At 51.0% G+C, this 26,712-nt stretch carries 22 protein-coding genes; 7 read left to right on the plus strand and 15 right to left on the minus strand.

From position 1 onward, the window contains the following. Positions 1 to 2: 2 nt before the first annotated feature. From J5A66_RS07855 to J5A66_RS07885, 7 genes are all read left to right on the plus strand, one after another. The gene (locus tag J5A66_RS07855; protein WP_211791478.1) at positions 3 to 272 is read left to right on the plus strand and encodes a co-chaperone GroES; all 270 of its coding nucleotides are present in this window, start codon (positions 3 to 5) and stop codon (positions 270 to 272) included. A 51-nt stretch (positions 273 to 323) separates the two neighbouring features. Continuing rightward, positions 324 to 1,952 carry a chaperonin GroEL gene (gene groL / locus J5A66_RS07860; protein WP_211790087.1) on the plus strand — a complete coding sequence of 543 codons (1,629 nt, stop codon included), beginning with the start codon at positions 324 to 326 and terminating at the stop codon, positions 1,950 to 1,952. 385 nt (positions 1,953 to 2,337) lie between these two features. Continuing rightward, positions 2,338 to 4,098 carry an aspartate--tRNA ligase gene (gene aspS / locus J5A66_RS07865; RefSeq protein WP_211790088.1) on the plus strand — a complete coding sequence of 587 codons (1,761 nt, stop codon included), beginning with the start codon at positions 2,338 to 2,340 and terminating at the stop codon, positions 4,096 to 4,098. Between the two features lie 126 nt (positions 4,099 to 4,224). Next, a complete protein-coding gene (locus J5A66_RS07870; RefSeq protein WP_211790089.1) occupies positions 4,225 to 4,533 on the plus strand; it encodes a winged helix-turn-helix domain-containing protein in 309 nt (102 codons plus the stop codon). A 180-nt stretch (positions 4,534 to 4,713) separates the two neighbouring features. Next, entirely contained in the window at positions 4,714 to 5,067 is a 354-nt protein-coding gene (locus J5A66_RS07875) for a hypothetical protein (protein WP_211790090.1), read from the plus strand. Between the two features lie 446 nt (positions 5,068 to 5,513). Further along, positions 5,514 to 6,950 (plus strand): leucine-rich repeat domain-containing protein, encoded by a 1,437-nt coding sequence (locus J5A66_RS07880; RefSeq protein ID WP_211790091.1) that lies wholly within the window; start codon positions 5,514 to 5,516, stop codon positions 6,948 to 6,950. A gap of 33 nt (positions 6,951 to 6,983) precedes the next feature. Beyond that, the gene (locus J5A66_RS07885) at positions 6,984 to 7,181 is read left to right on the plus strand and encodes a transcriptional regulator (protein WP_249109951.1); all 198 of its coding nucleotides are present in this window, start codon (positions 6,984 to 6,986) and stop codon (positions 7,179 to 7,181) included. Between the two features lie 383 nt (positions 7,182 to 7,564). Here the strand turns inward: J5A66_RS07885 and J5A66_RS07890 are convergent, their stop codons facing one another. The 15 genes from J5A66_RS07890 to ubiE form a co-directional block, all read right to left on the minus strand. Beyond that, complete coding sequence (locus J5A66_RS07890) at positions 7,565 to 10,063, minus strand: YfhO family protein (protein ID WP_211790092.1); 2,499 nt, start codon at positions 10,061 to 10,063, stop codon at positions 7,565 to 7,567. Between the two features lie 260 nt (positions 10,064 to 10,323). Continuing rightward, complete coding sequence (locus J5A66_RS07895; protein WP_211790093.1) at positions 10,324 to 12,807, minus strand: transglycosylase domain-containing protein; 2,484 nt, start codon at positions 12,805 to 12,807, stop codon at positions 10,324 to 10,326. A gap of 35 nt (positions 12,808 to 12,842) precedes the next feature. Further along, positions 12,843 to 13,751 carry a tRNA (adenosine(37)-N6)-dimethylallyltransferase MiaA gene (gene miaA, locus J5A66_RS07900; RefSeq protein WP_211790094.1) on the minus strand — a complete coding sequence of 303 codons (909 nt, stop codon included), beginning with the start codon at positions 13,749 to 13,751 and terminating at the stop codon, positions 12,843 to 12,845. Between the two features lie 426 nt (positions 13,752 to 14,177). Beyond that, the gene (lpxA, locus tag J5A66_RS07905) at positions 14,178 to 14,948 is read right to left on the minus strand and encodes an acyl-ACP--UDP-N-acetylglucosamine O-acyltransferase (protein ID WP_211790095.1); all 771 of its coding nucleotides are present in this window, start codon (positions 14,946 to 14,948) and stop codon (positions 14,178 to 14,180) included. A 15-nt stretch (positions 14,949 to 14,963) separates the two neighbouring features. Further along, positions 14,964 to 16,349, minus strand: a complete 1,386-nt coding sequence (locus J5A66_RS07910) for a bifunctional UDP-3-O-[3-hydroxymyristoyl] N-acetylglucosamine deacetylase/3-hydroxyacyl-ACP dehydratase (protein WP_211790096.1) — start codon at positions 16,347 to 16,349, stop codon at positions 14,964 to 14,966. A gap of 4 nt (positions 16,350 to 16,353) precedes the next feature. Continuing rightward, a complete protein-coding gene (lpxD, locus tag J5A66_RS07915) occupies positions 16,354 to 17,394 on the minus strand; it encodes a UDP-3-O-(3-hydroxymyristoyl)glucosamine N-acyltransferase (protein ID WP_211790097.1) in 1,041 nt (346 codons plus the stop codon). Positions 17,395 to 17,441: 47 nt separating this feature from the next. After that, positions 17,442 to 18,662, minus strand: a complete 1,221-nt coding sequence (locus J5A66_RS07920) for an HD domain-containing protein (protein WP_211790098.1) — start codon at positions 18,660 to 18,662, stop codon at positions 17,442 to 17,444. Beyond that, positions 18,659 to 19,486: an orotidine-5'-phosphate decarboxylase gene (pyrF, locus tag J5A66_RS07925; RefSeq protein ID WP_211790099.1), complete on the minus strand. Its 828-nt coding sequence runs from the start codon at positions 19,484 to 19,486 to the stop codon at positions 18,659 to 18,661. The genes J5A66_RS07920 and pyrF overlap by 4 nt, the downstream gene beginning before the upstream one ends. Before the next feature lie 198 nt (positions 19,487 to 19,684). Then, positions 19,685 to 20,104 carry an HU family DNA-binding protein gene (locus J5A66_RS07930; RefSeq protein ID WP_211790100.1) on the minus strand — a complete coding sequence of 140 codons (420 nt, stop codon included), beginning with the start codon at positions 20,102 to 20,104 and terminating at the stop codon, positions 19,685 to 19,687. 130 nt (positions 20,105 to 20,234) lie between these two features. Then, positions 20,235 to 22,031, minus strand: a complete 1,797-nt coding sequence (locus J5A66_RS07935) for a hypothetical protein (RefSeq protein ID WP_211790101.1) — start codon at positions 22,029 to 22,031, stop codon at positions 20,235 to 20,237. Between the two features lie 22 nt (positions 22,032 to 22,053). Continuing rightward, positions 22,054 to 22,293, minus strand: a complete 240-nt coding sequence (locus tag J5A66_RS07940) for a hypothetical protein (RefSeq protein WP_211790102.1) — start codon at positions 22,291 to 22,293, stop codon at positions 22,054 to 22,056. A gap of 433 nt (positions 22,294 to 22,726) precedes the next feature. After that, positions 22,727 to 23,842, minus strand: a complete 1,116-nt coding sequence (gene prfA, locus J5A66_RS07945) for a peptide chain release factor 1 (protein ID WP_211790103.1) — start codon at positions 23,840 to 23,842, stop codon at positions 22,727 to 22,729. Between the two features lie 9 nt (positions 23,843 to 23,851). Next, positions 23,852 to 25,015, minus strand: a complete 1,164-nt coding sequence (locus J5A66_RS07950; protein ID WP_211790104.1) for an AIR synthase related protein — start codon at positions 25,013 to 25,015, stop codon at positions 23,852 to 23,854. Between the two features lie 91 nt (positions 25,016 to 25,106). Next, positions 25,107 to 25,862: a shikimate dehydrogenase gene (locus tag J5A66_RS07955; protein ID WP_211791480.1), complete on the minus strand. Its 756-nt coding sequence runs from the start codon at positions 25,860 to 25,862 to the stop codon at positions 25,107 to 25,109. A gap of 8 nt (positions 25,863 to 25,870) precedes the next feature. After that, positions 25,871 to 26,608 carry a bifunctional demethylmenaquinone methyltransferase/2-methoxy-6-polyprenyl-1,4-benzoquinol methylase UbiE gene (gene ubiE / locus J5A66_RS07960; RefSeq protein ID WP_211790105.1) on the minus strand — a complete coding sequence of 246 codons (738 nt, stop codon included), beginning with the start codon at positions 26,606 to 26,608 and terminating at the stop codon, positions 25,871 to 25,873. Positions 26,609 to 26,712 lie beyond the last annotated feature (104 nt).

A 26,712-nucleotide genomic window follows, 5' to 3' on the forward strand; every position in this document is an offset into this window, starting at 1 on the left:
AAGTGAACATTCAACCATTGGCAGACAGAGTGCTGGTGCTCCCGGCACCTGCCGAAGAAAAGGTAGGCGGAATTATCATTCCCGACACAGCAAAAGAAAAACCGCTCAACGGAACCATCGTGGCCGTGGGCGAAGGAACGAAAGACGAGAAGATGATTCTCCAAGCAGGCGACCGTGTTCTCTACGGTAAATATGCCGGAACAGAACTGGAATATGAGGGCGAGAAATATCTGATGATGCGCCAAAGCGACGTTCTCGCCATCGTGAAGTAAAGAGAGAGAAAACTCATCACTCATCAACAAACCAACTAAAATACAGATACAATGGCAAAAGAAATTAAATTTGATATAGAGGCACGCGATCTATTGAAGAATGGTGTAGACAAACTGGCTAACGCTGTCAAGGTAACGTTAGGCCCGAAAGGTCGCAATGTTGTGATTGAAAAGAAATTCGGTGCACCGCAGATCACCAAAGACGGCGTCACTGTAGCTAAGGAAGTGGAACTCGAAGATCACTTCGAGAACACCGGTGCACAGCTTGTTAAGAGCGTGGCCTCAAAGACCGGAGACGATGCCGGAGACGGAACCACGACGGCAACCATCCTCACACAAGCCATCGTAAACGAGGGTCTGAAGAATGTTACTGCCGGAGCCAACCCCATGGACTTGAAACGCGGCATCGACAAAGCCGTGAAAGTGGTGGTAGACTTTATCAAAGACAACGCCGAAAAGGTGGAAAACAACTACGATAAGATTGAGCAGGTGGCAACAGTGAGTGCCAACAACGACCCCGAAATTGGCAAACTCTTGGCCGATGCCATGCGCAAGGTGAGCAAAGACGGCGTGATCACGATTGAAGAGAGCAAGAGCCGCGACACCAGCATTGGCGTGGTAGAGGGCATGCAGTTCGATCGGGGTTATCTCTCGGGCTACTTTGTGACCGATGCCGACAAGATGGAGGCTGTCATGGAAAATCCTTACATTCTGATTTACGACAAGAAGATCAGCAACCTCAAAGATTTCCTCCCCGTATTGCAGCCTGCTGCCGAGAGCGGACGTCCGTTGTTGGTCATCGCAGAAGATGTTGACTCAGAAGCTCTCACAACACTTGTGGTCAATCGACTGCGTGGCGGCTTGAAGATTTGTGCAGTAAAGGCTCCCGGATTCGGCGATCGCCGCAAGGCTATGCTGGAAGATATTGCCGTGCTGACGGGCGGTTTGGTCATCAGCGAAGAGAAAGGACTCAAGCTGGAGCAGGCTACACTCGAGATGATGGGCACCTGCGACAAGGTGGTTGTGTCGAAAGACAATACTACCATCGTAAACGGTGCCGGCGAAAAGCAACTCATCGCCGACCGTGTGGCTCAAATCAAAAACGAGATTGCTAATACCACCAGCTCTTACGACAAGGAAAAACTGCAAGAACGCTTGGCTAAACTTGCCGGAGGCGTGGCCGTTCTCTACGTAGGAGCTAACAGCGAGGTGGAGATGAAGGAAAAGAAAGACCGCGTAGACGATGCTCTTTGCGCCACCCGCGCTGCTCTTGAAGAGGGCGTTGTGGCAGGCGGAAGCACCACATACATCCGTGCACTCGACGCGTTGAAAGGTTTGAAGGGCGACAATGCAGACGAACAAACGGGTATCAACATCGTCGAACGGGCCATCGAAGAGCCGCTCCGCCAGATTGTCATCAATGCCGGCGAAGAGGGTGCAGTGGTTGTTCAGAAAGTGCGTGAGGGTAAAGGCGACTTCGGTTACAATGCCCGCACCGGTGAGTATGAAGATATGCGTAAAGCAGGAATCATCGATCCGGCTAAAGTGGCTCGCGTAGCATTGGAAAATGCCGCCTCTATCGCAGGTATGTTCCTTACCACCGAATGCCTGATTGTTGAAAAACCGTCGGACACTCCGGCCATGCCGATGGGCAATCCCGGTATGGGCGGCATGATGTAAGCTACGTGGGCGGTGAACAGCAGACCAGTTGTCTGTCTGTATAACGTTGCTCGCAAAAGCAAAGGAAAAGGACGTTTGTCTTCGGACAGACGCCCTTTTTATGTTTCTTTGCATGAGAACGAGATTTTATAGACGGAAGACTTTGATGCGAGCACCCTTGTTTCTATATTTGCAAACAAGAAAAAGAGTGTCCTATCATAGGACGAAAATCAGAGTTGTAATATTTTGATTTGTTTGAGTAGATGAGTTTGAAGTAGTTGGATTTGAAATCGGATGTCTCACGACAACCGATTTTTTTTGCAATCAGCTTGGGTGTAGGCTTGAAATATTTGTCCGTTTCGGTGGTAATGTGTACTTTTGCACCCATCATTAAAAAGGAAACAACATGTATAGGACGAATACTTGTGGAGAACTTCGCCTCTCGGATGCAGGCAAAAATGTAACGCTGGCAGGCTGGGTTCAGCGCGTAAGAAGAATGGGTGGCATGTCGTTCGTAGACATTCGCGATCGATATGGCATCACGCAGCTGGTGTTTAACGAAGCGGAAAATAAGGAACTCTGCGACCGAGCCAACCGTTTGGGACGCGAATTCTGCATTCAGGCAACGGGCACAGTGAACCAACGTGAAAGCAAAAACCCCCATCTACCCACAGGAGACATCGAAATCATTGCCCGCGAACTGACCGTTCTGAGCGAAAGCGAGACACCTCCGTTCACCATTGAGGAAAATACCGATGGAGGAGACGACATTCGGATGAAGTATCGCTATCTCGACCTGCGCCGTCCGAACGTGCGAAAGAACTTAGAACTGCGTCATCGTATGACGATTCTGATCCGTAACTTCCTCGATAGTCGCGACTTCATCGAAGTAGAGACACCTATTCTCATCGGTTCTACACCCGAGGGAGCACGCGATTTCGTGGTGCCCTCGCGCATGAATCCGGGACAGTTCTATGCGCTTCCGCAAAGTCCGCAAACGCTCAAGCAGCTGCTGATGGTGAGCGGATTCGACCGATATTTCCAAATTGCCAAGTGTTTTCGCGACGAAGACCTGCGCGCCGACCGTCAACCCGAGTTTACGCAGATAGACTGTGAGATGAGTTTCGTAGAGCAAGACGATGTCATCGACCTCTTTGAAGACATGGCCCGACATCTCTTCCGCGAGATTCGTGGCGTAGAACTGCCGGCCAAGCTACGTCAAATGCCCTGGCACGAGGCCATGAAGCTGTATGGCAGCGACAAGCCCGACCTGCGTTTTGGAATGGAATTCGTAGAATTGGCCGACGTTCTGAAAGGAGCGGGCGAGTTTAGTGTCTTCAATTCGGCAGAATATATTGGTGGAATCTGCGTTCCCGGCTGTGCCGACTACTCGCGCAAGCAACTCAACGAACTCACCGACTTCGTTAAGCGTCCGCAAATAGGGGCAAGTGGATTGGTGTTCGTCAAGTTCGAGGCCGACGGTGGAGTGAAGAGCAGCATCGATAAGTTCTATTCGCCCGAGGTGTTCGCCCGTCTCAAACAGGCTATGGACGCAAAGGATGGCGACCTGGTGCTCATCATGAGCGGCGACAAACCCAATAAAACCCGCACCCAGCTTTGTGCCCTGCGCTTAGAAATGGGCGAGAGATTGGGGCTACGCGACAAAGATCGTTTCGAGTGTCTTTGGATTGTCGACTTCCCTCTCTTTGAATGGAGCGACGAGGAACAACGCCTCATGGCTACTCATCACCCCTTCACGATGCCTCATCCCGACGACATCCCGCTGCTCGACACGCATCCCGAGCGCGTGCGTGCCAAGGCCTACGACTTCGTTTGCAACGGAATCGAAGTGGGTGGCGGCAGTCTTCGAATTCATGACGGGGCTCTACAGGAGAAGATGTTCCACATCCTGGGTTTTACTCCCGAGCGAGCCATGGCACAGTTCGGCTTCCTTATCAATGCCTTTAAATACGGTGCGCCCCCTCATGCCGGACTGGCATTCGGTCTCGATCGCCTTGTTTCCATCTTTGCGGGGCTTAATTCGATTCGCGATTGTATCGCTTTCCCCAAGAACAATAGTGGCCGCGACGTGATGCTCGATGCTCCTTCGACCATTGCAGCTCAACAGCTCGACGAACTTTGCTTAAAGGTTGATTTACATCAATAAAACCCGCCGCCGCTCTGCCATCTCCTTTCGGTTGGCATCGGGAGCCAGAAGAAAGCGTTAACTTTGTGCCCGATTTCAGCTAAGATTGTAACCCAGGCGGTTACAAGAATCATAAAATTATAAGACATGGCAGAAAAGAAAGCAACCAAAACTTCTGGTGCAACCGCAGCGGTTGCGACCGAGAAGAAAGCCGTAGCAGTGAAGAAACCCGCAGCAAAGAAAACATCGAAACCTACTTGGGGAATAGATGCCGAGAGCGTGGGCTTCAGAGCAGGAGATGTTTATCAAGCTCTCTCTTCGGCAGGCAAAGCCCTGACCGTGGCACAGATTGCTAAAGCGTCTGAAAAGAGTGAAGAAGAGGTGCTCTTAGGCATCGGCTGGCTCTTTAAAGAAGGAAAAATCAAAGGTGAAGGTCAACTCGTCACTTTAGCTTAAAACTAAAAAGAGCCGCTTCTTTTACAGGAAGCGGCTTTTTTAGTGGATCAGATTCATAAGTTAACGAGCTGACAAGTTAACAAGTCGATCGGTTGACGAGTTAACAAGGAAGTTAGCCCCTCTGCTCAAAAACTATTGTCTTAACTCCTTAACTCCCTTACTCCTTATCTCCCTTACCCAATGTACGCCCGCGAGATATTTCGTGTACTGGCCGAAGCCGGCGAAGACGGACTCTCTGTTCAGAAAACGGCCCTGCACGTTTTCAACGCCTGCAACTCCTTCTTCAGCGAAGTGAGTCTGGATGAAGTGCGGGCCTACGTTTCGCGGTTTCTTGCTGCCAACTCACGCAATCCCAATTCAATGGTAGAGCGCACGCAGACGCGCGGAGTCTACCACCTCAACCTCCATTCCCAGCAGACGCAGCAGCTGATGTTGCAATTTGAAGACGAACGCACCGAGGAACAAGACAAGGAATCACGACCGGCAGCGGAAGACCTTTCGCTCTCACTCTTCGACGAAGCCCCATTCCGTTAATTACTTTGCTCGATCAAAACAAACAATTTACCTCTTCCATCAATTCCTCATTTTCTTTAATCTTTCTTCAACCTTTGGCCAAACCAAAAGATTGTGTTACCTTTGCCGCCGTGAAACAGAATGTGTTGACATATCGGCAGCATCAAAAGGAGCAGAAAGGGGCGAACTTTTCTGCATCTTTTAACGCCCATTGTTTGGTAGTCTCCCAGAAAATGATTACCTTACACACACACACACACACACACACACACACAGTATGCGCACCTATTGGTAGCGCAATACTTTTTCACTTTTCCATACGCGCGCGCGAGGCGAGCGCAACCCCAATAAACAAAGGGCTCACTGGAGTTCCCTTTGTTTCTCTTTTTGTGTCCGTTTGCCAGGCAACGGAAAAAAGAAATGATAACGATTTGAGATAAGTATTCAGTAATAAAAAAATCAATGATATGAAGAGAATTCTATTTTATTTAGTTGCGCTTGTATATTCGTGTCAACTCATGGCGCAGAGTTTCATCCTCAACAATGCCGATGGCATTCCTTTGAAGTACGACATCATCAACACCAATCCGCGCCAAGTAAGACTCACCGGGCGTGGAACAATTCCAGCCGGTTTCACCGGGACAGATTTAAATCTCCCTGGCTTCATTTTGTATGGAGGAAATTCCTACCAAGTTGTTGAAATCGGTGAACAAGCTTTCTATACGGAGAATAAATTCACTAACTTCCATATCTCAGAAGGTGTTTTAAGGCTCAAAAAGAGTGCCATAGCTCAAGGTCGATATGTTTCCGTTACGCTGCCCAGCAGTTTGGAAAAGATAGAAGATCCCCAAATGTTTTGGAGTGAAACCCTTAAATATGTTTATGGGCTTGAGAATACCAAAATCACCGAATTGCCAGAGAATACTTTTGGTGATTGTTACGCCTTGGAGTATGTCAAATTGCCCTCTCAATTGCAAGTAATCGGCGGTTATTGTTTTATGCAGACCAATCTTACGGCGTTGGAGATTCCTGCCACGGTAAAGAAAATCGGAGATAACGCTTTTATGATGAGCAATATTGCCGAGTTTGATATTCCCGCCTCGGTGGAAGAAATTGGATGGGCAGCATTTACTTCTAACAACGTGTCGAAAATAAGGATGCATCGCGCTATTCCTCCTACTGCAAGTGGTCAGCTATTTTATAATCTTACGAATCTGAGCATCTTTGTTCCAACTGAGGCCACACTCACCTACGAAACGACAGCACATTGGGCAGACTTGAAAGGAACCTATCGCGAAGAGGTGCCGATCGGCACCTCTGGTTACGCCACGCTCTATCTCGAAACCGAGAACTTCGAGGTGCCGGCAGGTTGTACGGCCTACATCATCACCGAGGTGAAAAAGGAAAGCGGGCAATATCAAGCCAAGACCGAGGCCTTTGCTGCCGGCAACATCATCCCCGCCGGGCAAGCTGTGATATTGAAAGGCACGGCCGGACAAACCTATGCCTACAAGGCCAACCTGACCGGAACACCCGTTACCATTGCTAAGAATCTGCTTGTGGGCACGGCTATCGAGCAAACCCTCAACGCTGCGGGTTACAAATATTTCCTCTTCGGCAGCGGTCCCGACGGACAAGGCTTTTACAGGCAGACCGGGCACGACATCAACTCGATTCACCTCAAGGCGCACAAAGCCGGATTGCGACTCCCCAGCACCGCCATCGGTTCGGCCAAGAGCTTCGTGATCGACTTCTCTACGCCCGAAACCACCGGCATCCGCTCCGTCGGTTCCGCAGTCCAGCCGAGTAAAGAAGACGTTTACTTCGACTTGCAAGGTCGTCGCGTTCTTCATCCCACCCGCGGCATTTACATTGTCAATGGAAAGAAAGTAGTCAAGGAATAAATAGTAAGGTATAAGTAAAAAAGCAATCAGACAATGACAAGCAAACAAACATACACCACGCCCCTCAGCCACATCATCCGTCTCACAACCGATGGCGACCTGGCTCAGCAACAGTTTCCCGTCAATTCTCACCATTCCATCAGCGAGGGTGACGCCAAGCAGGGCGACTTCTTCGACGAAGAAGACGAAACGCAGTTTGAAGAACGGCCCTGGAGCGAGGTGAGCTATTAGGCTTGGCGGTGAAAAGCCCTCCCATTTGGGCCTTCTGTAGCACCGTCTCGATGCGCAGCCAAAGTCAATGCCGTGCGCAAGCATCATTTACAACACCGGAGGTGACTTCCCAATGTGCGGGAGGTCACCTCCGGTGTATTGGGAGAGCACCTCTTTCGTATCGAGAGGTTATCTACCGCATATTTGTACACGTTGTACAAACATTCCCAACAGCCCCAGCCCTTATAGGGTTGTTATCTCTTCGTATCGCTTAGACAGGGTTGACGAGAGTAAACAAGTTAACAAGGTAGCTTGTTTCTTAAACTGACGAGTTGACAGGAAGGTTGCCTCCTTGTCAACTTGTCAACTCGTCAACTTGTTCACCTGTCAACTTAACTCCTTGTTCATACGCGTTCTCTTTTCTTGCTTTTCCGGTTCCAGAAAATCAGGCCGATGGTGAGGAGCACTAAGAGAGCGTAGGCGATATAGGCCACGAGCTCGGTACGCTGGACGGACTGAGGGAAGAAGCTCAGCACGACTTCATGGCGGCCGGGCTTGACGTGGATGGCACGGAGGAGATAGTTGACGCGGCCCACTTCGACGGGATGGCCGTCGACGGTGGCGGTCCACTCGGGATAATAGACTTCGGAGAAGACGAGGATGCCGCCTTTGTCGGTCTCGAGGCTATAGGTGAGCTGGTCGGGGGCGTACTTCGTGAGAACGGCTTTGGCAACGTTGCCCTGCGGCTGGCTCTGCCCAAGGACGGACTGGAAGCGTTTGTCGGCCACGGCTTCGTGCTTGAGGTCGATATGGGCCAGGGCATCGAGTTCGGCATTGGCGTTGTCGACATAGCTGATGCGGTCTATCATCCAGGCGTTGCCGAAGGCGTAGGGGTTTTGAAGAGGAACGGTTTGGTTGTTTTGAAGGGGGAGAATGAAATATTTGGTGTTGAGCATGTTGAGAACGGGATAGAGCGAGTCGCCGTTGACGCGGGTCATATCGCCGCCGGCTTTCACGAGGGCGGGCATGAGGCGTTGCATCTCGGGAGAGATGTAGGCTTCGATGAGCTCTTGGTAACGGCGCAACTTGGCAGCGTGATAGCCGCCGATACTCTTGTGATAGTAGGAGGTTTCGTTCTCGTTAAAAGTGTTCGAGGCGAGGTTGAGCACACGATAGTCGAGAGCTTTGTCTTGAAGAATCTGCCGGTCGGTGGGCGTGAGGGGCTGTGGGGTGTCGCGAACGGTAGACTCGACAAACATGCCGTCGTTGAGGTATCGCTTGTTCACCTGCCACATGTCTACCAAACACAACAGAGTGATGGCGGCAATGGCGTATGGAGCTTTCAGTCGTTTGGTTGTGAAGAGCAACAGAAGGGCTGTTCCAATGACGATGATCCAGAACGTGCGCCAACAGTCGGCGGCGAAAATGGCTTGACGGACGGTGCGCAGATTGGTGAGAATGGGTGTGAGCTGCTCGGAGGGGAACTGCGACAGAGCACGCATTTCGTCGGTCGAGATGAAGTCGGAAAAGAAGACGCCGGGCATCAGGGCGAAGAGTAGGGCCATACCGGCGGTGAGACCGAAGCTGACATATAAGTATTTCATCTTGCTCCTCAGAAGATCGGGCTCGTCGACAATCTGCTTCAAGGCCAGCATGGCCAGCAGAGGGATGGTGAATTCGGCGATGACCAGAATCGAGGCTACCGTGCGGAACTTGGCATACATCGGGACGTAATCGATGAAAAAGTCGGTGAGGCCCATGAAGTTCTTTCCCCACGAGAGCAATATCGATAGGACGGTGGCCGCAAGCAAAGCCCACTTCATCGGCCCTTTCACAATGAAAAGACCGAGGATGAAGAGCATCAGCACAAAGGCCCCGACATAGACGGGACCTGAGGTTCCCGGCTGCTCTCCCCAGTATTGCCCCATCTGTTGGTAGAGATAAGAGAGTTCGGGGGAGCCTTTCTCCTGCACGATTTTGTTGGCAGACATCGGCACGGCAGACGTTCCTCCCTTGGCGTTGGGGATGAGCAGCGTCCAGGTTTCACCGATGCCGTAGCTCCATTGCGTGATATAGTCTCGCTCCAATCCGCTGTTGGTTTGGTTGGCGGTATTCTTCTTCACCAATTCGCTTTTACCCCGCATCGATTCCTGTCCATACTGCCAGGTGTGATACAGATTGGAAAGATTGATGCAAATGCCCAGCGCGGCTCCCACGATACAGGCCAGCGTGGCTTTCAGAAAGCGAGTCATCTGTCGCTCTCTGAAAGCTTGCACGCCGTAGGCGATCACGATGAACAGGAGGATGAATAGGTAGTAATAGGTCATCTGCACGTGATTGGCATTGATTTCGAAGGCCGAAAAGAGGGCCGTGAGGACGAGGCCGCTGGCCCATTTCCCACGATAGGCCAGTATGACGCCCGCTATCATCGGCGGAAGATAGGCCAAGGCCATGACTTTCCAGATGTGCCCGGCAGCTATAATAATGAAGAAATAACTGGAAAAGGCCCATACCACAGCACCCAGAACGGCTAACGAGTGCCGGAAGTCGAAGGCTCTGAGCAGGATGTAGAAGCCCAGGAGATAGGCAAAGACGTACCACACATAGTCGGGTAGCCACAGGTGATAGGCTTTTGTGGCAGCTACGAGCACACCCATGCTCTGATACGAGGGCGAGGTTTGATAGGTAGGCATTCCGCCAAAGGTGGAGTTGGTCCACCGCGAGATCTTTCCTGTCTGCTCACGATATTGCAGAACCTCTTGTCCGGCTCCTCTTCCGGCCGATGCGTCGTGCTGATAGAGAATTCGTCCATCAAGGGTTGCGGGCATAAAATAGGCCAACGAGATGACTGCAAACACCACTACTGCCACCACATCGGGCAGATATTTCTTCCATATTTCCATGTGTGAGTAAGGATTTTGTTAGTTTCTTGCAAAGATAGATATAAAATGCAAGAAATCCGTTGTTTTTCGCCCGTTTTGCAAAAGCTAAGAGATGGGAAATTGACGAGTTGACAAGTTAACAAGTTGATGAGTTGACAAGTTGACGAGGTGGTTTGCTTTTAAACAAATGAGTTAACAAGGAGTTCCCACATGAGTAATCTCCTTGTCAACTCATCAACTTGTTAACTTGTCAACCCATCAACTCGTCAACTAAAAAACACTTATAATTCGTCGAGGTTGAGGGGCTGCTCGGTGGGATGCGAGCGTTTCTTTTCTGTACCCTGCTCGGTGGGTTTGAGGTCGTTGGGGTTGACGTCTTTGATAGGATTGCCCTCGCCATCGAGGATAATGAGACCGTCGGCTGAAGCACTGTCGCTCTCAGTGGTATCGCGTTTAGCTTGGGGATAATAGCTGGCGCAGAGGTACATGTCGCGGGTGATGTCGGCATCTTTCGGATTGCCGAACTTGGCATGATATTGTTTGAAAGCAGGATCGCGGAAAACGGCCTGTAGGAAGTAGCCGCAGATGGGCAGAGCCGTGCGACTGCCTTGCCCCAAGGCTCCGGTTCGGAAGTGAATGCTTCGATATTCGCCACCCACCCAGGCTCCGACGACGAGTCGCGGACTCACCCCCATGAACCAAGCATCGGAGTGATTGTTGGAGGTTCCGGTTTTTCCGCCGAAGTCGGTGTCACGATAGTTTCCCACATATCCCCAAAGACTTTGCGAGGTGCCGCCTGGTTCGCGCATGCCACCCATGAGGAGTTGCTGAACAAGAAAGGCACTTTTGTAGGGTACAACTTGCTCGGTAGTGGTGGGACCGACAAACACTTCGTTCCCGTCTTTATCCTCAATACGGGTGACCAACACAGGCTCATGATGCTGACCGTCGGCGGCAATGGTGCAGTAGGCGTCGGTGAGTTCGAGCAGATTGACGTCGCTCGAGCCCAAAGCCAGTGAGGGGGCATCATCGAGCGGACTCTTGATGCCCATCTTTCGAGCAGTCTCGATGATGCGCTTGATGCCCATCTCTTGTCCTAATCGCACAGCCACTGAGTTGATACTTTTGGCGAAAGCGGCTTTCAGGGGGAGGGAGTCGCCCGAGAAAGAGCCATTGGCGTTAGAGGGTGTCCACGTCGTCACTTCTCGTTTCACTTTGTCGTAGACCTGCATTGAGATATATTCGTCGCGGCGTTTATCGCAGGGAGTCAGTCCTTGGTTCATCGCTTCGGTGTAGACAAAGAGTTTGAAGGTGGAACCGGGTTGGCGCATAGCCGTCACCTTGTCATACTTCCACGACCCGAAGTCAATGTCGCCCACCCAGGCTTTCACAGCACCCGTCTGCGGTTCCATGGCTACGAAGGCGCAGTGCATGAACTTCACCATGTAGCGAATGGAGTCCATCGTGGAGAGTTGCATCTCGATTTCTCCTTTTTGATAATCGAATACCCGCACCTGATGCGGCTTATTGAGGTAATAATGAATAGAGTCGGGCTGATTGGGATATTTCTCTAAGAGCCATTTGTAGACAGGTTGCTTGCGGGCAATGCCTTCGATGAAGTCGGGAATGACTCGTCCTCGTTCGTCTACCCACGGATCGTTGTTGCCCCAGTGGTTTTTGAAGTTCTGCTGAATCTGCCGCATCTGTTTCATTGCGGCCTCCTCGGCATATCGCTGCATGCGGGTGTCGATGGTGGTATAGATTTTCAGACCACTGCTGTAGAGATCGTACCCGTTGCTTTGACACCACTCTTTGAGATAGTCGGCCACGGCTTCGCGGAAATATTTCGCCTGACCGTCGTAGTTGCTCTCAACGCTGTATTTCAGACGGATGGGAACTGAGCAGAGCGAGTCGTATACCTGGCGACTCAAATCGCCGTGCCGAACCATATTCGAAAGCACCACGTTGCGGCGGCGCAGACTGTTTTCCGGATGCGAGATGGGATTGTAATAGGTTGTGGCCTTGAGCATTCCCACGAGCGTAGCGGCCTGTTCAGTGGTCAGATCTTTTGGTGTAGTATTGAAATAGGTTTTGCAGGCCGTTTTGATGCCATACGAATTAGCTCCGAAATCGACGGTATTGGCATACATCGTAAGAATCTCGTTCTTGTTGTAGAGCATCTCCAGCTTGGTGGCAATGATCCATTCCTTGCTCTTCATGATAAGCATGCGAATGCCGGGAATCTTACCGAGCAGTCCGGTGGAATATTGCGTGCGAACGCGGAACATATTCTTGGCCAACTGCTGAGTGATGGTTGACGCGCCGCGGGCATCGTTCCGCGCCACGGCATCTTTCACTGCTCCGAGCATTCCAGGAACGTCGATACCGAAGTGGTGATAGAATCGTTCATCTTCGGTGTCGATGAGCGTCTTCCAAAAGAGTGGATTCACCTCGTCGAACTTCACCGGCGTGCGATTCTCGTTGAAGTATTTGCCGATGAGTTGTCCGTCGGCACTATATATCTCGGAGGCTTGCGACGTGGTGGGGTTCTTGATCTGAGCAAACCCGGGCGACTTCCCGAAGAGCCACAGGAAGTTACAGTCTACCATCCCCAGATAGAGGAAAAAGAATACAATGCCCGAGACCAAACCTACGGCCGTTCTGAATGCCCAGTTTCGGCCCCGATACAGACCTTTATACCAATGCCAGAAGGTGCGGAGCCTTTGCTCCCCCCATTGTGCATAATAGATGATTTTTCGACGCATGATGTGTGTGTTGATTTGTTTGCAAAAGTACGGATTTAATCCGTTACGGCGATAGATGTCTCGATATAATTTAGGATTTCAACGGGGTTGTCGGGATGGAACCATTTGATTTGTGCATCCCGCTTGAACCACGTGAGTTGCTTGCGCATGTACTCCCGTGTGTGCGACTGGATCTGTCTCACGGCCTCCTCTTTGGAGATCTGTCCGTCGAAATGTGCGAAGAGTTCTTTATAGCCCACTGTGTTGAGCGAGTTCATCCCGCGTTGCGGATACACACTCCGAGCCTCGGCCTCAAGTCCGGTCTCCATCATCTCAAGCACTCGCGTGTTGATGCGGGCATAGAGTTCTTCACGTGGGCGGTTGAGTCCGATTTTCAGGATTCGGAACGGACGTTGTTTCACCTCTTTCTTTCTGAAGGAGGAATAGGTGGTGCCCGTCATCCGGCAAATCTCAACGGCATGGCACACACGTCGGGGATTCCGCTGGTCGACGATGCGGTAATGTTCAGGGTCAAGCCGTCTGAGTTCTTCTACCAGGGCTGGCAGTCCTTGGGTTTCGAGCTTGCGTTTCACGGCCAGTCGTGTCTCGTTGTCGATGGTAGGGAGGTCGTCGATGCCGTTGCACACAGCGTCGATATACATCATACTGCCGCCCGAGAGCAGGGCCGTATCGTGCCGGAGAAAGAGTCGGTCGAGCAGGTTGATGACGTCCGTCTCGAACATCGATGCACTGTAATAATCGGTGATCTGCCTGTTGCCCACAAAAAAATGCTCAGCCTCCTGCCGCTCACGCTCTGTGGGGGCGGCCGTACCGATGGGGAGCTCGGCAAAGATCTGTCGCGAGTCGGCGTTAATGATGGGGATACCGAATCGCCGGGCAATGGCCAGGTTGAGTTGTGTTTTTCCCACGGCGGTGGGACCTACGAGCACGATGAGAGTCTTCATACGCTTCTTTTGGGGGATGAATGGGAGATTTTGAGGGCAAATTTACAAAAAATACGCCAGCCAAGGGATGAAAATGTGATTGAGTGGACCGAATCAGGGCTTTCTCCCCTGGTAGAAACGTAGAACGGGCAACAGAATAGGATTTCCCCCCTGGGGGAAACGCAGGACGGGCGACAGAATGGGCTTTCCCTCCTGGGGAAACGCAGAACAGGCAACAGAATGAGCTTTCCCTCCTGGTGGAAACGCAGAACAGGCAACAGAATGAGCTTTCCCTCTAGGGGGAAACAAAAAACAGCCCCAAAACGGGCTTGCTCCCTCTGCCGAACAAAAAGCGGAACGGTTTTGTTATCTCGATGGGCAGGCAAAACGATAAGAGAGCGTATCAAATTCACGTTTGATACGCTCTCTTGCTCCCCAGAAGAGGCTCTATCGGATGATTCCGCGCTGAGACGACTCGACGAAATCGATGATATACTGTATTTCTTTCGTAATGCGCAGGTTGCGTTTGATTTCTTCGATGCCCTCGGCCATAATACCTTTAGAATAGAGTAGGCGGTAGGCATTGTGGATAAGGTCGATGAGTTCGTTGTCGAAACCGCGACGACGTAGCCCCACGAGATTGATTCCGGCGAAGCGTATGGGGTCTTTCCCGGCGATGATGTAAGGGGGAATGTCCTGACTGAACCGACAACCGCCTTGTATCATTACGTAACCGGCAATGCGGCAGAACTGGTGACAGAGTACGGCGGCACTAATGATGGCATGATCGTCTACCACCACTTCGCCAGCAAACTTAGTGGAATTGCCGATGATGGTGCCCGAACCGATAATGCAGTCGTGTGCAATGTGCATGTTTTCCATCAACAGATTGTTGTTGCCCACTCGTGTGGTTCCGCGCGAGGCCGTTCCACGCGAGATGGTTACGTTTTCGCGGATACTGTTGTTGTCGCCAATCTCGCAGAGGGTGTCTTCGCCGGCAAACTTCAGATCTTGTGGTTTGGTGGAAATACTTGCTCCGGGAAAAATCTCGTTATTGTTGCCCAATCGGGTTCCGTAGTTCAGAGTGACGCTGTTTTGCAGGTTGTTGCCGTTTCCGATCACCGTGTTGCGATCGATGTAGCAGAATGGGCCAATAAGATTGTTCTCTCCCAGTACGGCTTCGGGGTGGACGTAGGCTAAGGGGCTGATTTGGTTCATAGCTTCCAGGGGGATTTATTTATTCTTTACGATCTGGGCGGTGAAGGTGGCTTCAGACACTACTTGGTCGCCTACAAACATGTAACCTTTCATTGAGCTCACGCCGTGGCGAACGGGATGGAGCAATTCTACACGGAAGAGCAGCGTGTCGCCGGGAACAACTTTCTGCCGAAACTTCACTTCGTCGATCTTCATAAAGTAGGTCGACCAACGTTCCGGTTCCTCCAGTTGGTTGAGCACCAACAATCCGCCGCACTGCGCCATTGCCTCAACCTGTAATACGCCGGGCATGACGGGCTCCTGCGGGAAGTGCCCCACGAAGAAAGGTTCGTTGCTCGTCACGTTCTTGATGCCGACGATGCTCGTGGGCCCTAACGAGATGATCTTGTCTACCAACTGCATCGGATATCGGTGCGGTAGGAGTTCGCGAATGCGTTTGTTGTCCATCACGGGTGCCTCGTTGGGATCGTAGATGGGGGCTTGTATCTCGTGCTTGCGAATGTCTTTGCGCAGATGGCGGGCAAAAAGGTTGTTGATCGTATGTCCGGGCCGAGTGGCGATGATGCGCCCTTTGATGGGTTTGCCCAAGAGAGCCATGTCGCCGATAATGTCGAGCAGTTTGTGGCGGGTGCATTCGTTCTCCCAAACTAAGGGCTTGTGTTGGATATAACCTTGCTTGGTGGCATCGAGATGAGGCACTTTGAGGAGGTCGGCCAACTGATCGAGTTGCTGCTGCCCGATGATATTTTCGTAGATGACGATGGCATTGTCCATATCGCCGCCCTTAATGAGGTTGGCTTTCAGCAGCGGTTCAATGTCGCGCACGAAGACGAAGGTGCGGGCCGGGGCGATTTCGGTCTCGAAATTTTCGAGAGTATCGAGCGTGGCAAACTGACTGTTGATGAATTTCGAATCGAACGAACACATTGCCGTAACGCTGAACTCATCGTCGGGCAGGATAGTAATGCACGAGCCTGTCTTCTCGTCTTTCACCTCGATCTTATGGCGAATGATGTAATAATCCTTCGGTGCGTTCTGTTCTTCTATACCCACACGGTTGATCTGCTCAACATACATGATGGCCGAACCGTCGAGAATTGGGAATTCAGGACCGTTGACCTGTATCAGACAGTTGTCCACGCCCAAAGCATAGAGTGCCGCAAGGCCGTGCTCAACGGTAGACACGCGCACATCGCCGTTGGCCAAAACTGTTCCGCGCTGCGTGTCGACAACGCGCTCTGCCAGGGCATCGATAACGGGTTGTCCTTCCAAATCGATTCTCTGTATCTTATAGCCGGTGTTTTCGGGGGCAGGATTGAACGTTACCGTGAGGTTCAATCCCGTATGTAAACCTTTTCCGCAGAGCGAAAAACTTCCTTTCAATGTTGTTTGTTTTAACATTGCATTATGATTTTAATTGCTGTTGTAATTCTTCTACTTGTTTCTGCAAATCGTTGATTTGCTTGTATAGTTCGGGCAGACGCTTCAATACGGCTTGCGACTTGAAGTATGGGCGTTGCTCCATGGGCGGTGTTCCGATGAGCTGTTGGTTATCGCCGATATTGCCCGGCACACCCGACTGCGCCCCGAGAAAAACTCTATTGCCGATGGTGATGTGTCCGGCTATACCCACTTGCCCACCGAACATGCACCATTGCCCCACCTTAGTCGAACCTGCCACACCCACCTGAGCTGACATCACCGTGTTTTCACCGATGTCTGTATTGTGTGCAATCTGCACCAAATTGTCCAGCTTCACACCTTTGCGGATATAGGTACTGCCCATTGTCGAACGGTCGATGCAGGTATTGGCTCCCACCTCTACATCGTCTTCGATCGTAACGATGCCGATTTGCGGAATCTTATCGTAGCCGTTGGCAGAAGGTGCAAAACCAAAGCCATCCGATCCCACCACGCTACCGGCATGCAAAATCACCCGATCGCCGATAACCGACTCTTGATACACCGTGACATGGGGATAGAACGTGCAATTTTCTCCTATCGTCGTATTCTCGCAGATGGTAGTATGGGGGTATATTTGTGTATGATCGCCTATTTTTACTTTACTGCCCACATAGGCAAATGCGCCGATGTAGCAATCTTTTCCTATCTCTGCATCGGGCGCAACAAAAGCCAAAGCATCTATACCGGTTTTCTTCGGCTTGGATGCCTCGTACATTTGCAGCAGACGAGCAACGCATTCGTAGGCATTGTCTACTTTAATAAGAGTTGTTTTTACGGGTTTTTCAAGTACAGTATCTTTATTCATTAGTACGATACTTGCCTCGGTATGATATATATAATGTGTGTATTTAGGGTTGGAGAGGAATGAAATACTTCCCGGTTTTCCTTCTTCTATCTTGGAAAAAGATCTGACCGCTGCGTTCTCGTCTCCTATAATTTCGCCATTGATGATTTGGGCAATTTGTTTTGCTGTAAATTCCATCAGTTTAAGCCGTGTTGAAATAATTTTGCAAATATAGCAATTATAATTTAGATTCGTTGAAAGCAAAGGTAATATTTGCTGTTTTTCTTGGAAATGCGAGCGATATCAAACAGCTCTGATGCCTCGGAAATATCTTTGCAAGTTCCGTCTTTATATTTGATGGAGATATGGTCGTCGTTCATGCTGTACATGTTCTTCCGAACGGTATTGGCACTGAGCAGATAGCGGCATTCGTCGTCTGAGAGATTCAGGCGTGTTTGAATTTCCTGGCGCACGGCATTGATTTTCTCTTCGGGGATAGGTTCGTCATAGACTTTCACCCTAAAGATGTTACGTTCGACCAGATTGGCAGAAAGCAGAGCAAGCACCCGATCTTCGTCGTTCATCCACACCTTCACGCTGCTCCATATATCATTGTCGTCCAGGGCACAGTAATGGTGCAGAGCTTCGGCATCTTGGCGAAAGCGTTCTTGATCTACATCGTTCTCTAAGAAATAGGTAAGGGCTGGTGTGGCAAACAGTCGGCGACCTTGCCTCGTTAGCTGTTTGGCGCGCCGAAGCACGTTGATGAGCATCGCCTCGCAAGCTACAGCTGTTTTGTGGAGATATACCTGCCAGTACATCAGACGTCGGGCGATGAGATAGCTCTCAATAGAATAGATGCCTTTATGATCTACCACCAATCCATCGTCCACCACATCAAGCATCTTAATGATACGGGCCGACCCGATATTACCCTCGCTCACGCCCGTAAAAAAGCTGTCTCGACTAAGATAATCCAACCGGTCCATATCCAACTGACTACTGATGAGTTGATGCAGAAATCGCTTGGGATATTCGTTCTTAAAAATACTAATCGATAGCGTCAGCGCACCGTTCATTTCGCGGTTCATCTGCTCCATCATCAGCAGCGAAATTTCTTCGTGCGAGATACCGCTGATGAGCGTATTCTCCAAGACATGCGAAAAGGGACCGTGCCCGATGTCGTGCATCAGGATGGCCGCTTCCACGGCCTCTGCCTCACTGTCGAAAATAAAAATACCTTTTTGTTGAAGCGAAAACACGGCCTCGCTCACCAAATGAAACGCCCCGATAGAATGTTGAAACCGCGTGTGTTGTGCACCGGGGTAGACCGCCGAGGCCAGTCCCAATTGTTTGATACGTGTGAGTCGTTGCATCAATGGATGGCGCACGATGTTGAGAAGCACGCCGCGAGGAATTTTGATAAACCCGAACACGGGATCGTTGATGATTTTCGCCTCGCTCATCGTCCTCGTGCTGCCAGTTCTTGCTCCATCTCCTGCTGCATCTCACGTGCTTTTTCGGCAGCCACCTCTGCAAATCGTTCTCCGCCGTCGGCATAGATGATTCCACGCGAACTGTTCACCAGCAATCCGCAATCCCTCGTCATACCATACCGACACACTTCTTGCAGACTGCCGCCCTGTGCTCCCACGCCGGGCACCAACAAGAAATGATGCGGCACATGCCGGCGAATATCCTCGAACGCTCTACCCTGTGTCGCTCCCACGACATACATCATGTTTTCCTCGTTGCCCCATTGCTGCGAACGAATGAGCACCTCTTCAAACAGCCGCCGTCCCTTAGCATCTTCCAGTAACTGAAAATCGTGCGATCCCCGGTTGCTCGTCAGGGCCAACAGAATCACCCACCGCCCATCATACTCAAGGAATGGCCGCACGCTATCCTCGCCCATATACGGAGCCACCGTCAACGCATCAAGTCCATACTCTTCGAAAAACGTGCGGGCATACAGAGCCGATGTATTCCCGATGTCGCCGCGTTTGGCATCGGCAATCACAAACTGCTCGGGATAGACCCGCTTCAGATAGTCCACCGTACGTTCGAAGGCTGCTATTCCCTTCACCCCCAGTGCCTCGTAGAAGGCCAAATTGGGTTTGTAGGCCACACAATAGGGAGCCGTTGCGTCGATAATGGCTTTGTTAAAGGCAAAGACGGGATCTTCCTCCGCCAGCAGATGTGGTGGAATTTTCCGAATGTCCGTATCGAGCCCTACGCACAAAAACGATTTCTTTCTCCATATCTGCTCCACCAACTGTTGTCTGTTCATATCGATCTCCTCTGTTTTGTTAGTTAATTTCGACTGCAAAGATACCACAGTTTCGCCAACTTCCCAAGTCATGATGCCAAAAGCCTGAGTCAGAACAAGGGGGTGGAAAGGCGCGCCGTGCGTCTTTCCACCCCCTCGGTTCTCTGTTTCGGCATTCTCTCCACCTTGAGAGCGAAAGCCGTTGCCGCCCAAACGGCCTTATGGTTTCTTGGGCTTGGCCTCTTTCTTCCTGGCGGGATTGTCTATGCTCACCTCCGCCGCTTTAGAGGCCGCGCGCATCTTTGCTTTGGGTGTGAACACGATTTTGGGTGTTTTGAGCGTACCGGCCGTCACATCTTCTTTCTTATCCATCATACGTGAGGGGAAATAGACACGTATCGAACCCACGTCGCCCAGGTCGATGCTGAAGCCCATCTTCAGCGATCGGCACGTCAGCTGTCCCAGCGTGATGAGCGTGTTCATCACGTCACCGCGTGAGAGTGAGGTTTCGGCTACAATCATGTCGCACACCATCTCGAGCGTCATGTGGTTATTGGTCTTGGCCACAGCGTAATACACCGTTTGGCCTTTCTTGGCTCCGATCGTCTGTTTTTTAGACTTCACTTCGAATTCGATCATAATTTTGTTTCCTTTCCATTTAAGTGATTATAATAAGTTGATAAAATACGCTTCTTCAAAGGTATTGAACACTCTTCCTCAAGGGTGTTGAATACTCTTGACCGTAAGTGTTCAACACCCTTGTTGCTTCTTATTTGTATTTTACGAATGGGCGGACAAGATTGTCGTATTGTGATATGGCATATCCTCCCCAGTATCCATCTGTCGGATTTGCAAGGAAAGCATTCCCGTATGTATCTGTTCCATACAATCCAGTTACAACGTATTCAGAACTTGACCAATACCTCTTAAGGTACATCGCACCTGTAATCGCATCACCACCAACTTGTGTTAACGCAATATCGGCCAAACTGCCATACCAACTATAATGAGCGGGTTGAGTTACAACAGTTTTATCACCCAAACCTAAACTAGAAAACATCCACTTAAAATCACTGTATGACGGAAGATACCATTGTAGTGCGGGTGAACCTGTGTAAACCGTACCTGGATCATAGTGAGCTGCGGCATAGAATGCAGGGAAATCAGAGTTCTTCCCTTTTACCTTTTCGCCAATTACATTACTCGTACTGTAGTTTGGATCCCATGTCTCATCTAATCCACTGGTAACTTGACTGTTTAAGGCATCGGCCTGATTTGTTACCCCATGCGTATTAGTCTGTTTATACCAATATTTGTTGGTACTCCACCATGCTGGAGCTCCTCCATTGGCGTTCTTTAATGCTACCGCCATTCCTTTGCTTTGGCTTAACACCACGGCGATGGGCACTTTGGGGGTGGCGAGCACAGTGCCTTGCTTGTCGACATAGCGTTTCGTTTTACCGTCGCTAGCGCGCAGGGCGGTATATTGGGTGGAGTTAAGGAAGTCAGTGGTGCCGTCGCTCATCAAGTAGAGGAAGTTGTATTTGAGGTTGATGTTCACCAAATACGACTCGTTGATGTCCATGACGTGGGCTGAATGAATGTTGGGATCGACAAGACTGATGAGGTTGACGCTGGCACCGGCCATGTTCATCTTGTAGATCTGCCCGCCGGTGAACTTGAGTTTGAAACCTTCCATGTCGGTACCGGGCACGAAGTAGAGATACTCGTTACTCTGGGTGGTGTAGGTACCGTCGGCGTTAGGAGTGGTGGCACTGGCAGGGAAAGTGAGGGGTTCGTTAAGAGGATTCAGTTCGCCATCAGTCAACTTATCACCGCTGTAGGGTAGTTCAAAGGTGCAATCCTCAGGCAGCAAATTGGAGTTGTAGGCTTGTATGCTGGCTGTGGTGGAGGCTTGAATGGGCATCCATCCGGTAAGCTTGATACGCATACGACAACCCACATGGCTCATTTGGAAATCGACATACTGTGGGTCGGGTGTGGCGGTTACAGTATAATCGGTTCGGGCCAGCAAGGCCTTTTCGGCGTTGTCACGGGTAAGCTTCAATCCAATCGTGCCCATGGGGGTGGTGACTTTAGTCATACGGTTATTGTGCAACATGAAGATGTAAGGGCCTGGTGCCAGGCGCAAATGCATGTTGGGAGTGAATTTGCCGTCTTTCAATGTGCCGGTAATCTCCCCTTTCAGCGTGTAGGTGGGAAAAGAGCCTTGGAATACGAGCATCGTATAGTCGTCGTTCTCCAATGCGCGGGTAGCGGCTATGGAGCGGGTAGTCCTGGCAGAGTCGCGTTGCACGGTTACCTCGGCCAGCAGGTTGTTGCCCAGGTCGATGGTTTTGCGGCTGATGGTGTCGGAGGTTGGCGTGGTGCGTGTTCCGACATATTCTTTTTCAGTATTGAAATCTTTGAAGTTTACCTTGAACTCAATACCTTGCGTAATATCCACTTTGCCTTTATCGCCATCCTCGGGCTTTACGTTATCATTGTTGCTGCAAGCTGCCAGCATGGCTAACAGTGCGAAGGATAAAATCATCTTTGTCTTCATTGTGTCTGTCTCTTTTTTACGTTTAATAATCTTCTTCTTCTCCATCGTCTTCCCACAAACCCTTTTTGGAGGGTGCTACGTTGCTCTCGTCGCCAAAGAAGACGGAACCGCCCTCATGGTTCTTTTCATCCCACGGGTCGGTGGTCGAGGGGTTGCCGCCATTGGGACGAACGGAGACGCAGATAAAACTCTCACTTTCCGTTTGAATAACCTCACATTGCGGTGCTGTGTAAGGTTGATTCTTGAATTGCTTTCTGTTCATAATTCTCTAATATTTAATTGATGAAACTTCGGTGTGAATTCGCTTTCCGACACTTGGCGAAAGAGCATGAAAAGAGAAGCAAAGGGAACTCCGTGGAGCCCTTTGCTAATAGGGGTTGCGCTCACTTCGCGCGCGCGTAGAGAAAAGCTAAAAAATCTTACACTACAATAGGTGCGAATATTGTGTGTGTGTGTGTGTGTGTGTGTGTGTGTGTGTGTGTGTGTGTGTGTGTGTGTAAGGTAGTCATTTTCTGGGAGACTACCAAGGAATGGGCGTTAAAAGATGCAGAAAAGTTCGCCCCTTTCTGCTCCTTTTGATGCTGCCGATATGTCAACACATTCTGTTTCACGGCGGCAAAGGTAACACAATCTTCCCTTTCCGCCAAAGGTTTCAATATGAAATACGAATCACAGTGAGAATAAATCGGTGATGATTAAGCCAGTGAGGACTCTTTCATCCGCTCGGCATTTTCGGCCACGGTGAGAGCGTCGATCATATCTTGGATGTTGCCGGAAACAAAGCCTTGAAGGTCGTGCGTGGTGTAGCCAATGCGATGGTCGGTGACACGGCCCTGCGGATAGTTGTAAGTGCGTATTTTGGCAGAACGGTCGCCGGTGGAGACGAGACTCTTGCGCCGACTGGCAATATCGTCGATATACTTTTGATGCTCGCGATCGTAAATAAAGGTACGCAGTCGAGAAAGGGCGCGTTCCTTGTTCTTGGGTTGGTCGCGTGTTTCGGTACATTCGATGAGAATTTCCTCAGTCTCGCCCGTGTTGGGGTTCTTCCAAGGATAGCGCAAACGCACGCCCGATTCTACCTTATTGACGTTCTGACCGCCTGCACCCGAACTGCGGAACGTGTCCCACTTGATGTCGCCTTCGTTGATATTTACTTCGAACTTGTCGGCCTCGGGCAGCACGGCAACGGTAGCAGCAGAGGTGTGCATTCGGCCCTGCGTTTCGGTAGCAGGAACGCGTTGCACGCGGTGTACGCCGCTTTCGTATTTCAGAACGCCGTAGACGTTATCGCCACTTACAGCGAAGTCTATCTCCTTAAAACCGCCGACAGCACCTTCGCTCGAACTGGTGACGGAAAGACTCCAGCCTTTGGAGTCGCAGAAGCGTTTGTACATGCCAAAGAGGTCGCCAGCAAAGAGTGCGGCCTCGTCGCCACCTGTTCCGGCACGGATTTCCATTTGCACGTTCTTGGCGTCTTCGGGGTCTTTAGGAATGAGCAACAGTTTGATTTCTTCTTCCAGCTTCGGACGTTCTGTTTCGTTGACCGACAACTCTTCACGCGCCATCTCTTTTAGGTCGGAATCGGTTTCGTTGGCCAGAATATCTTTGGCTTCGGCAATGGAATTCAAACAAGAGACGTATCTACGGCGGGCATCCATGATATCGCCAAGATCTTTATATTCGCGGGTAAGTTTTACGTATCGCTCTTGGTCGGCAATGACGGCAGGATCGGTAATCAGGGTCGACACTTCTTCGTAACGACTTTCCAATCCGTCGAGTTTCGCTAATATGCTGTTATCTTCTATCATCTTTCTTCATCAATAGTTATAGGTTCCAAATTCTGAGGTAATGGTGAGCGACTTGCTGCCTTCTTCTACACGGCCGACTATCTGCGCATCGATGTTGAAGCTGCGACTGATGTCGATGATACGGGGGGCAATGTCGGGGTGGACGTAGAGTTCCATGCGATGGCCCATGTTAAACACTTTATACATCTCGCGCCAATCAGTGTTGCTTTCTTTCTGAATAAGACGGAAGAGGGGCGGGACGGGGAAGAGATGGTCTTTTATCACGCGGCAGTTGTCACCGACGAAGTGGAGCACCTTGGTTTGTGCGCCACCTGTGCAGTGTACCATACCGTGGATATCAGAGCGCAGCTCATCGAGCACCTGACGGATAACGGGAGCGTAGGTGCGGGTGGGCGAGAGCACCAATTGACCGGCATCAACGCCAAGAGCCTCGATGGCATCGGTCAGATGTTTTGTTCCGCTGTAGACCAGTTCCTGGGGCACAGCGTGGTCGTAGGTCTCCGGATATTTCTCGGCCAAGTATTTGGCAAAGACATCGTGGCGCGCGCTGGTGAGTCCGTTGCTGCCCACACCGCCGTTATAGCGTTGTTCGTAGGTGGCGGTGCCGCAGGAGGAGAGCCCTACAATGACGTCGCCGGGGCGAATGTTGGCATTGTTGATGACATGGCTACGCTTCATGCGACAGGTGACAGTAGAGTCGACAATGATTGTGCGGACGAGATCGCCCACGTCGGCAGTTTCACCACCGGTGGCATAGATGCCGATACCCATGCGTCGAAGTTCGGCAAGCAGATCGTCGGTGCCGTTGATGATAGCGGAGATTACTTCGCCGGGGATGAGCATTTTGTTGCGCCCGATGGTACTTGAGACGAGGATATTGTCGACGGCACCCACGCAGAGCAGGTCGTCGGTATTCATCACGATGGCATCCTGGGCGATGCCGCGCCATACGGACAGATCGCCCGTCTCGCGCCAGTAGGCGTAGGCCAGTGACGACTTAGTACCGGCTCCATCGGCATGCATGATGTTGCAATACTCGTCGTCTCCGCCGAGGATGTCGGGGATGATTTTGCAGAATGCTTGCGGAAAGATTCCTTTATCGATATTCTTGATGGCATTGTGCACATCTTCTTTGGCGGCACTCACGCCGCGCTGCATATAACGGTTGTTCATATTTTTAGTTGACAAGTTGACGAGGTGACGAGGTGACAAAGTTGACAAGTTGACGAGGAAGTTACTCTGTCGACAAAAGCAATACTCCTTCCTACTTCCTCCCATCTTCTCCCGTCCAAATTTCCCAACTGGCGAAAGCTTGGAGGAGAAGCATTTCCAGTCCATTTTTGGTGATAGCCCCTTGCTGCCGACCTTTTTTCATAAAGAGCGTTTCGTCGGGATTATAGAGCAGGTCGTAGAGCAGCGTGTGCGAATTCATCGCCTCGTAAGGCAGGTCGGGGCATACCTCGGTATTGGGATAGAGTCCCAGTGGAGTGCAGTTGACGATGACGTTGTAGGCCTCGATCATCTCGGGAGTGATCTGATTGTAGGTGACGACGCCTGCGCGCGGTGTCCTACTGACGAAGAGTGTCTCCAGGCCCAGGCTTTTCAGTCCGTAGGCCACGGCTTTGGCCGCTCCGCCCGTACCGAGGATGAGAGCCTTCTTATGACAAGGCTCGAGCATCGATTCGATACTACGGGTAAACCCGATGACATCGCTGTTGAAGCCCTTGAGTATCGTCTTCGAACCTTTATGACTCACGCGGATGACATTCACCGCTCCGATGGCCGAGGCCTCGGGCGTGATGTCGTCTAAATAGCGCATCACCTCCTCTTTGTAGGGGATGGTGACGTTGAGGCCTTTCAGATGAGCATTAGCGGCAAGAATCTCGGGCAGATCTTCGATTTGGGAAATCTCGAAGTTGACGTATTCTGCGTCGATGCCTTCATTGTGGAACTTCTCGTTGAAGTAGCCTATTGAGAAGGAATGTCCAAGGGGATAGCCTATCAGTCCGTACTTATCCATCATGTTTTTTATTTTTTACTGGCCAAATACATCGTGCAAACACCGAGGGTGAGCCGGCAGAACTGCACCTCCTCGAAGCCCGCTTTACGCAGAATCTCCATCATCTCCTCACCCTGTGGAAAAGCTTCGATGGTATTGATGAGATAGCGGTAGGCACTGCCATCTTTCGACACGAGGCGAGCGTAGAGGGGCAACAGCGTGTGCGAGTAGACTTTAAAGAGCCACGACATGGGTGGGCGCATAGGGGCCGAGAGTTCGACGATGCTGAGGTGTCCACCCGGTCGGAGCACGCGATGCAATTCGCGCAGACAAGTGTCGAGGTCTTTGAAGTTACGGATCCCAAAGGCGGCTGTCACAGCATCGAAACTGCCATCTTCGAACGAGAGCTGCAGGCAGTCTTCGCGGCGAAAATGGATGACATCTCGCAAACCTTCGCGCTCCACCTTCTGTCTTCCCACGGCCATCATTCCTTCGGAGATGTCTGCCCCCACGAGTTGTTCGGGCTTTAGCATCCGGGCGGCGAGGATAGCGAAGTCGCCGGTTCCGGTGGCGATGTCGAGTATCTCCCGGGGGGCGAAAGGCTTTAGCTGGGCGATGGCTTTGCGTCGCCAGCCTTTGTCGATGTCGCACGACAGGCGATGGTTGAGCATATCGTAAGTGGGAGCGATGTTGTCGAACATCTCTTCCACTTGTGCGCCTTTGTCGCCCTCGCTGCCGTAGGGCTTGATTTGTTCTTGCCGATACATTTTTTATTGACAATTGATCATTTCGAGCTTTTGGGAGGATACGCCCCCTAAGTTAGGGGATTGAGGGGCTGTTGAGTGAAGTTTCAACTTTCCGAGGCCTCGGA

Source organism: Prevotella sp. oral taxon 475 (genome assembly GCF_018127805.1).
In the GTDB taxonomy this organism is placed as follows: Bacteria; Bacteroidota; Bacteroidia; order Bacteroidales; family Bacteroidaceae; genus Prevotella.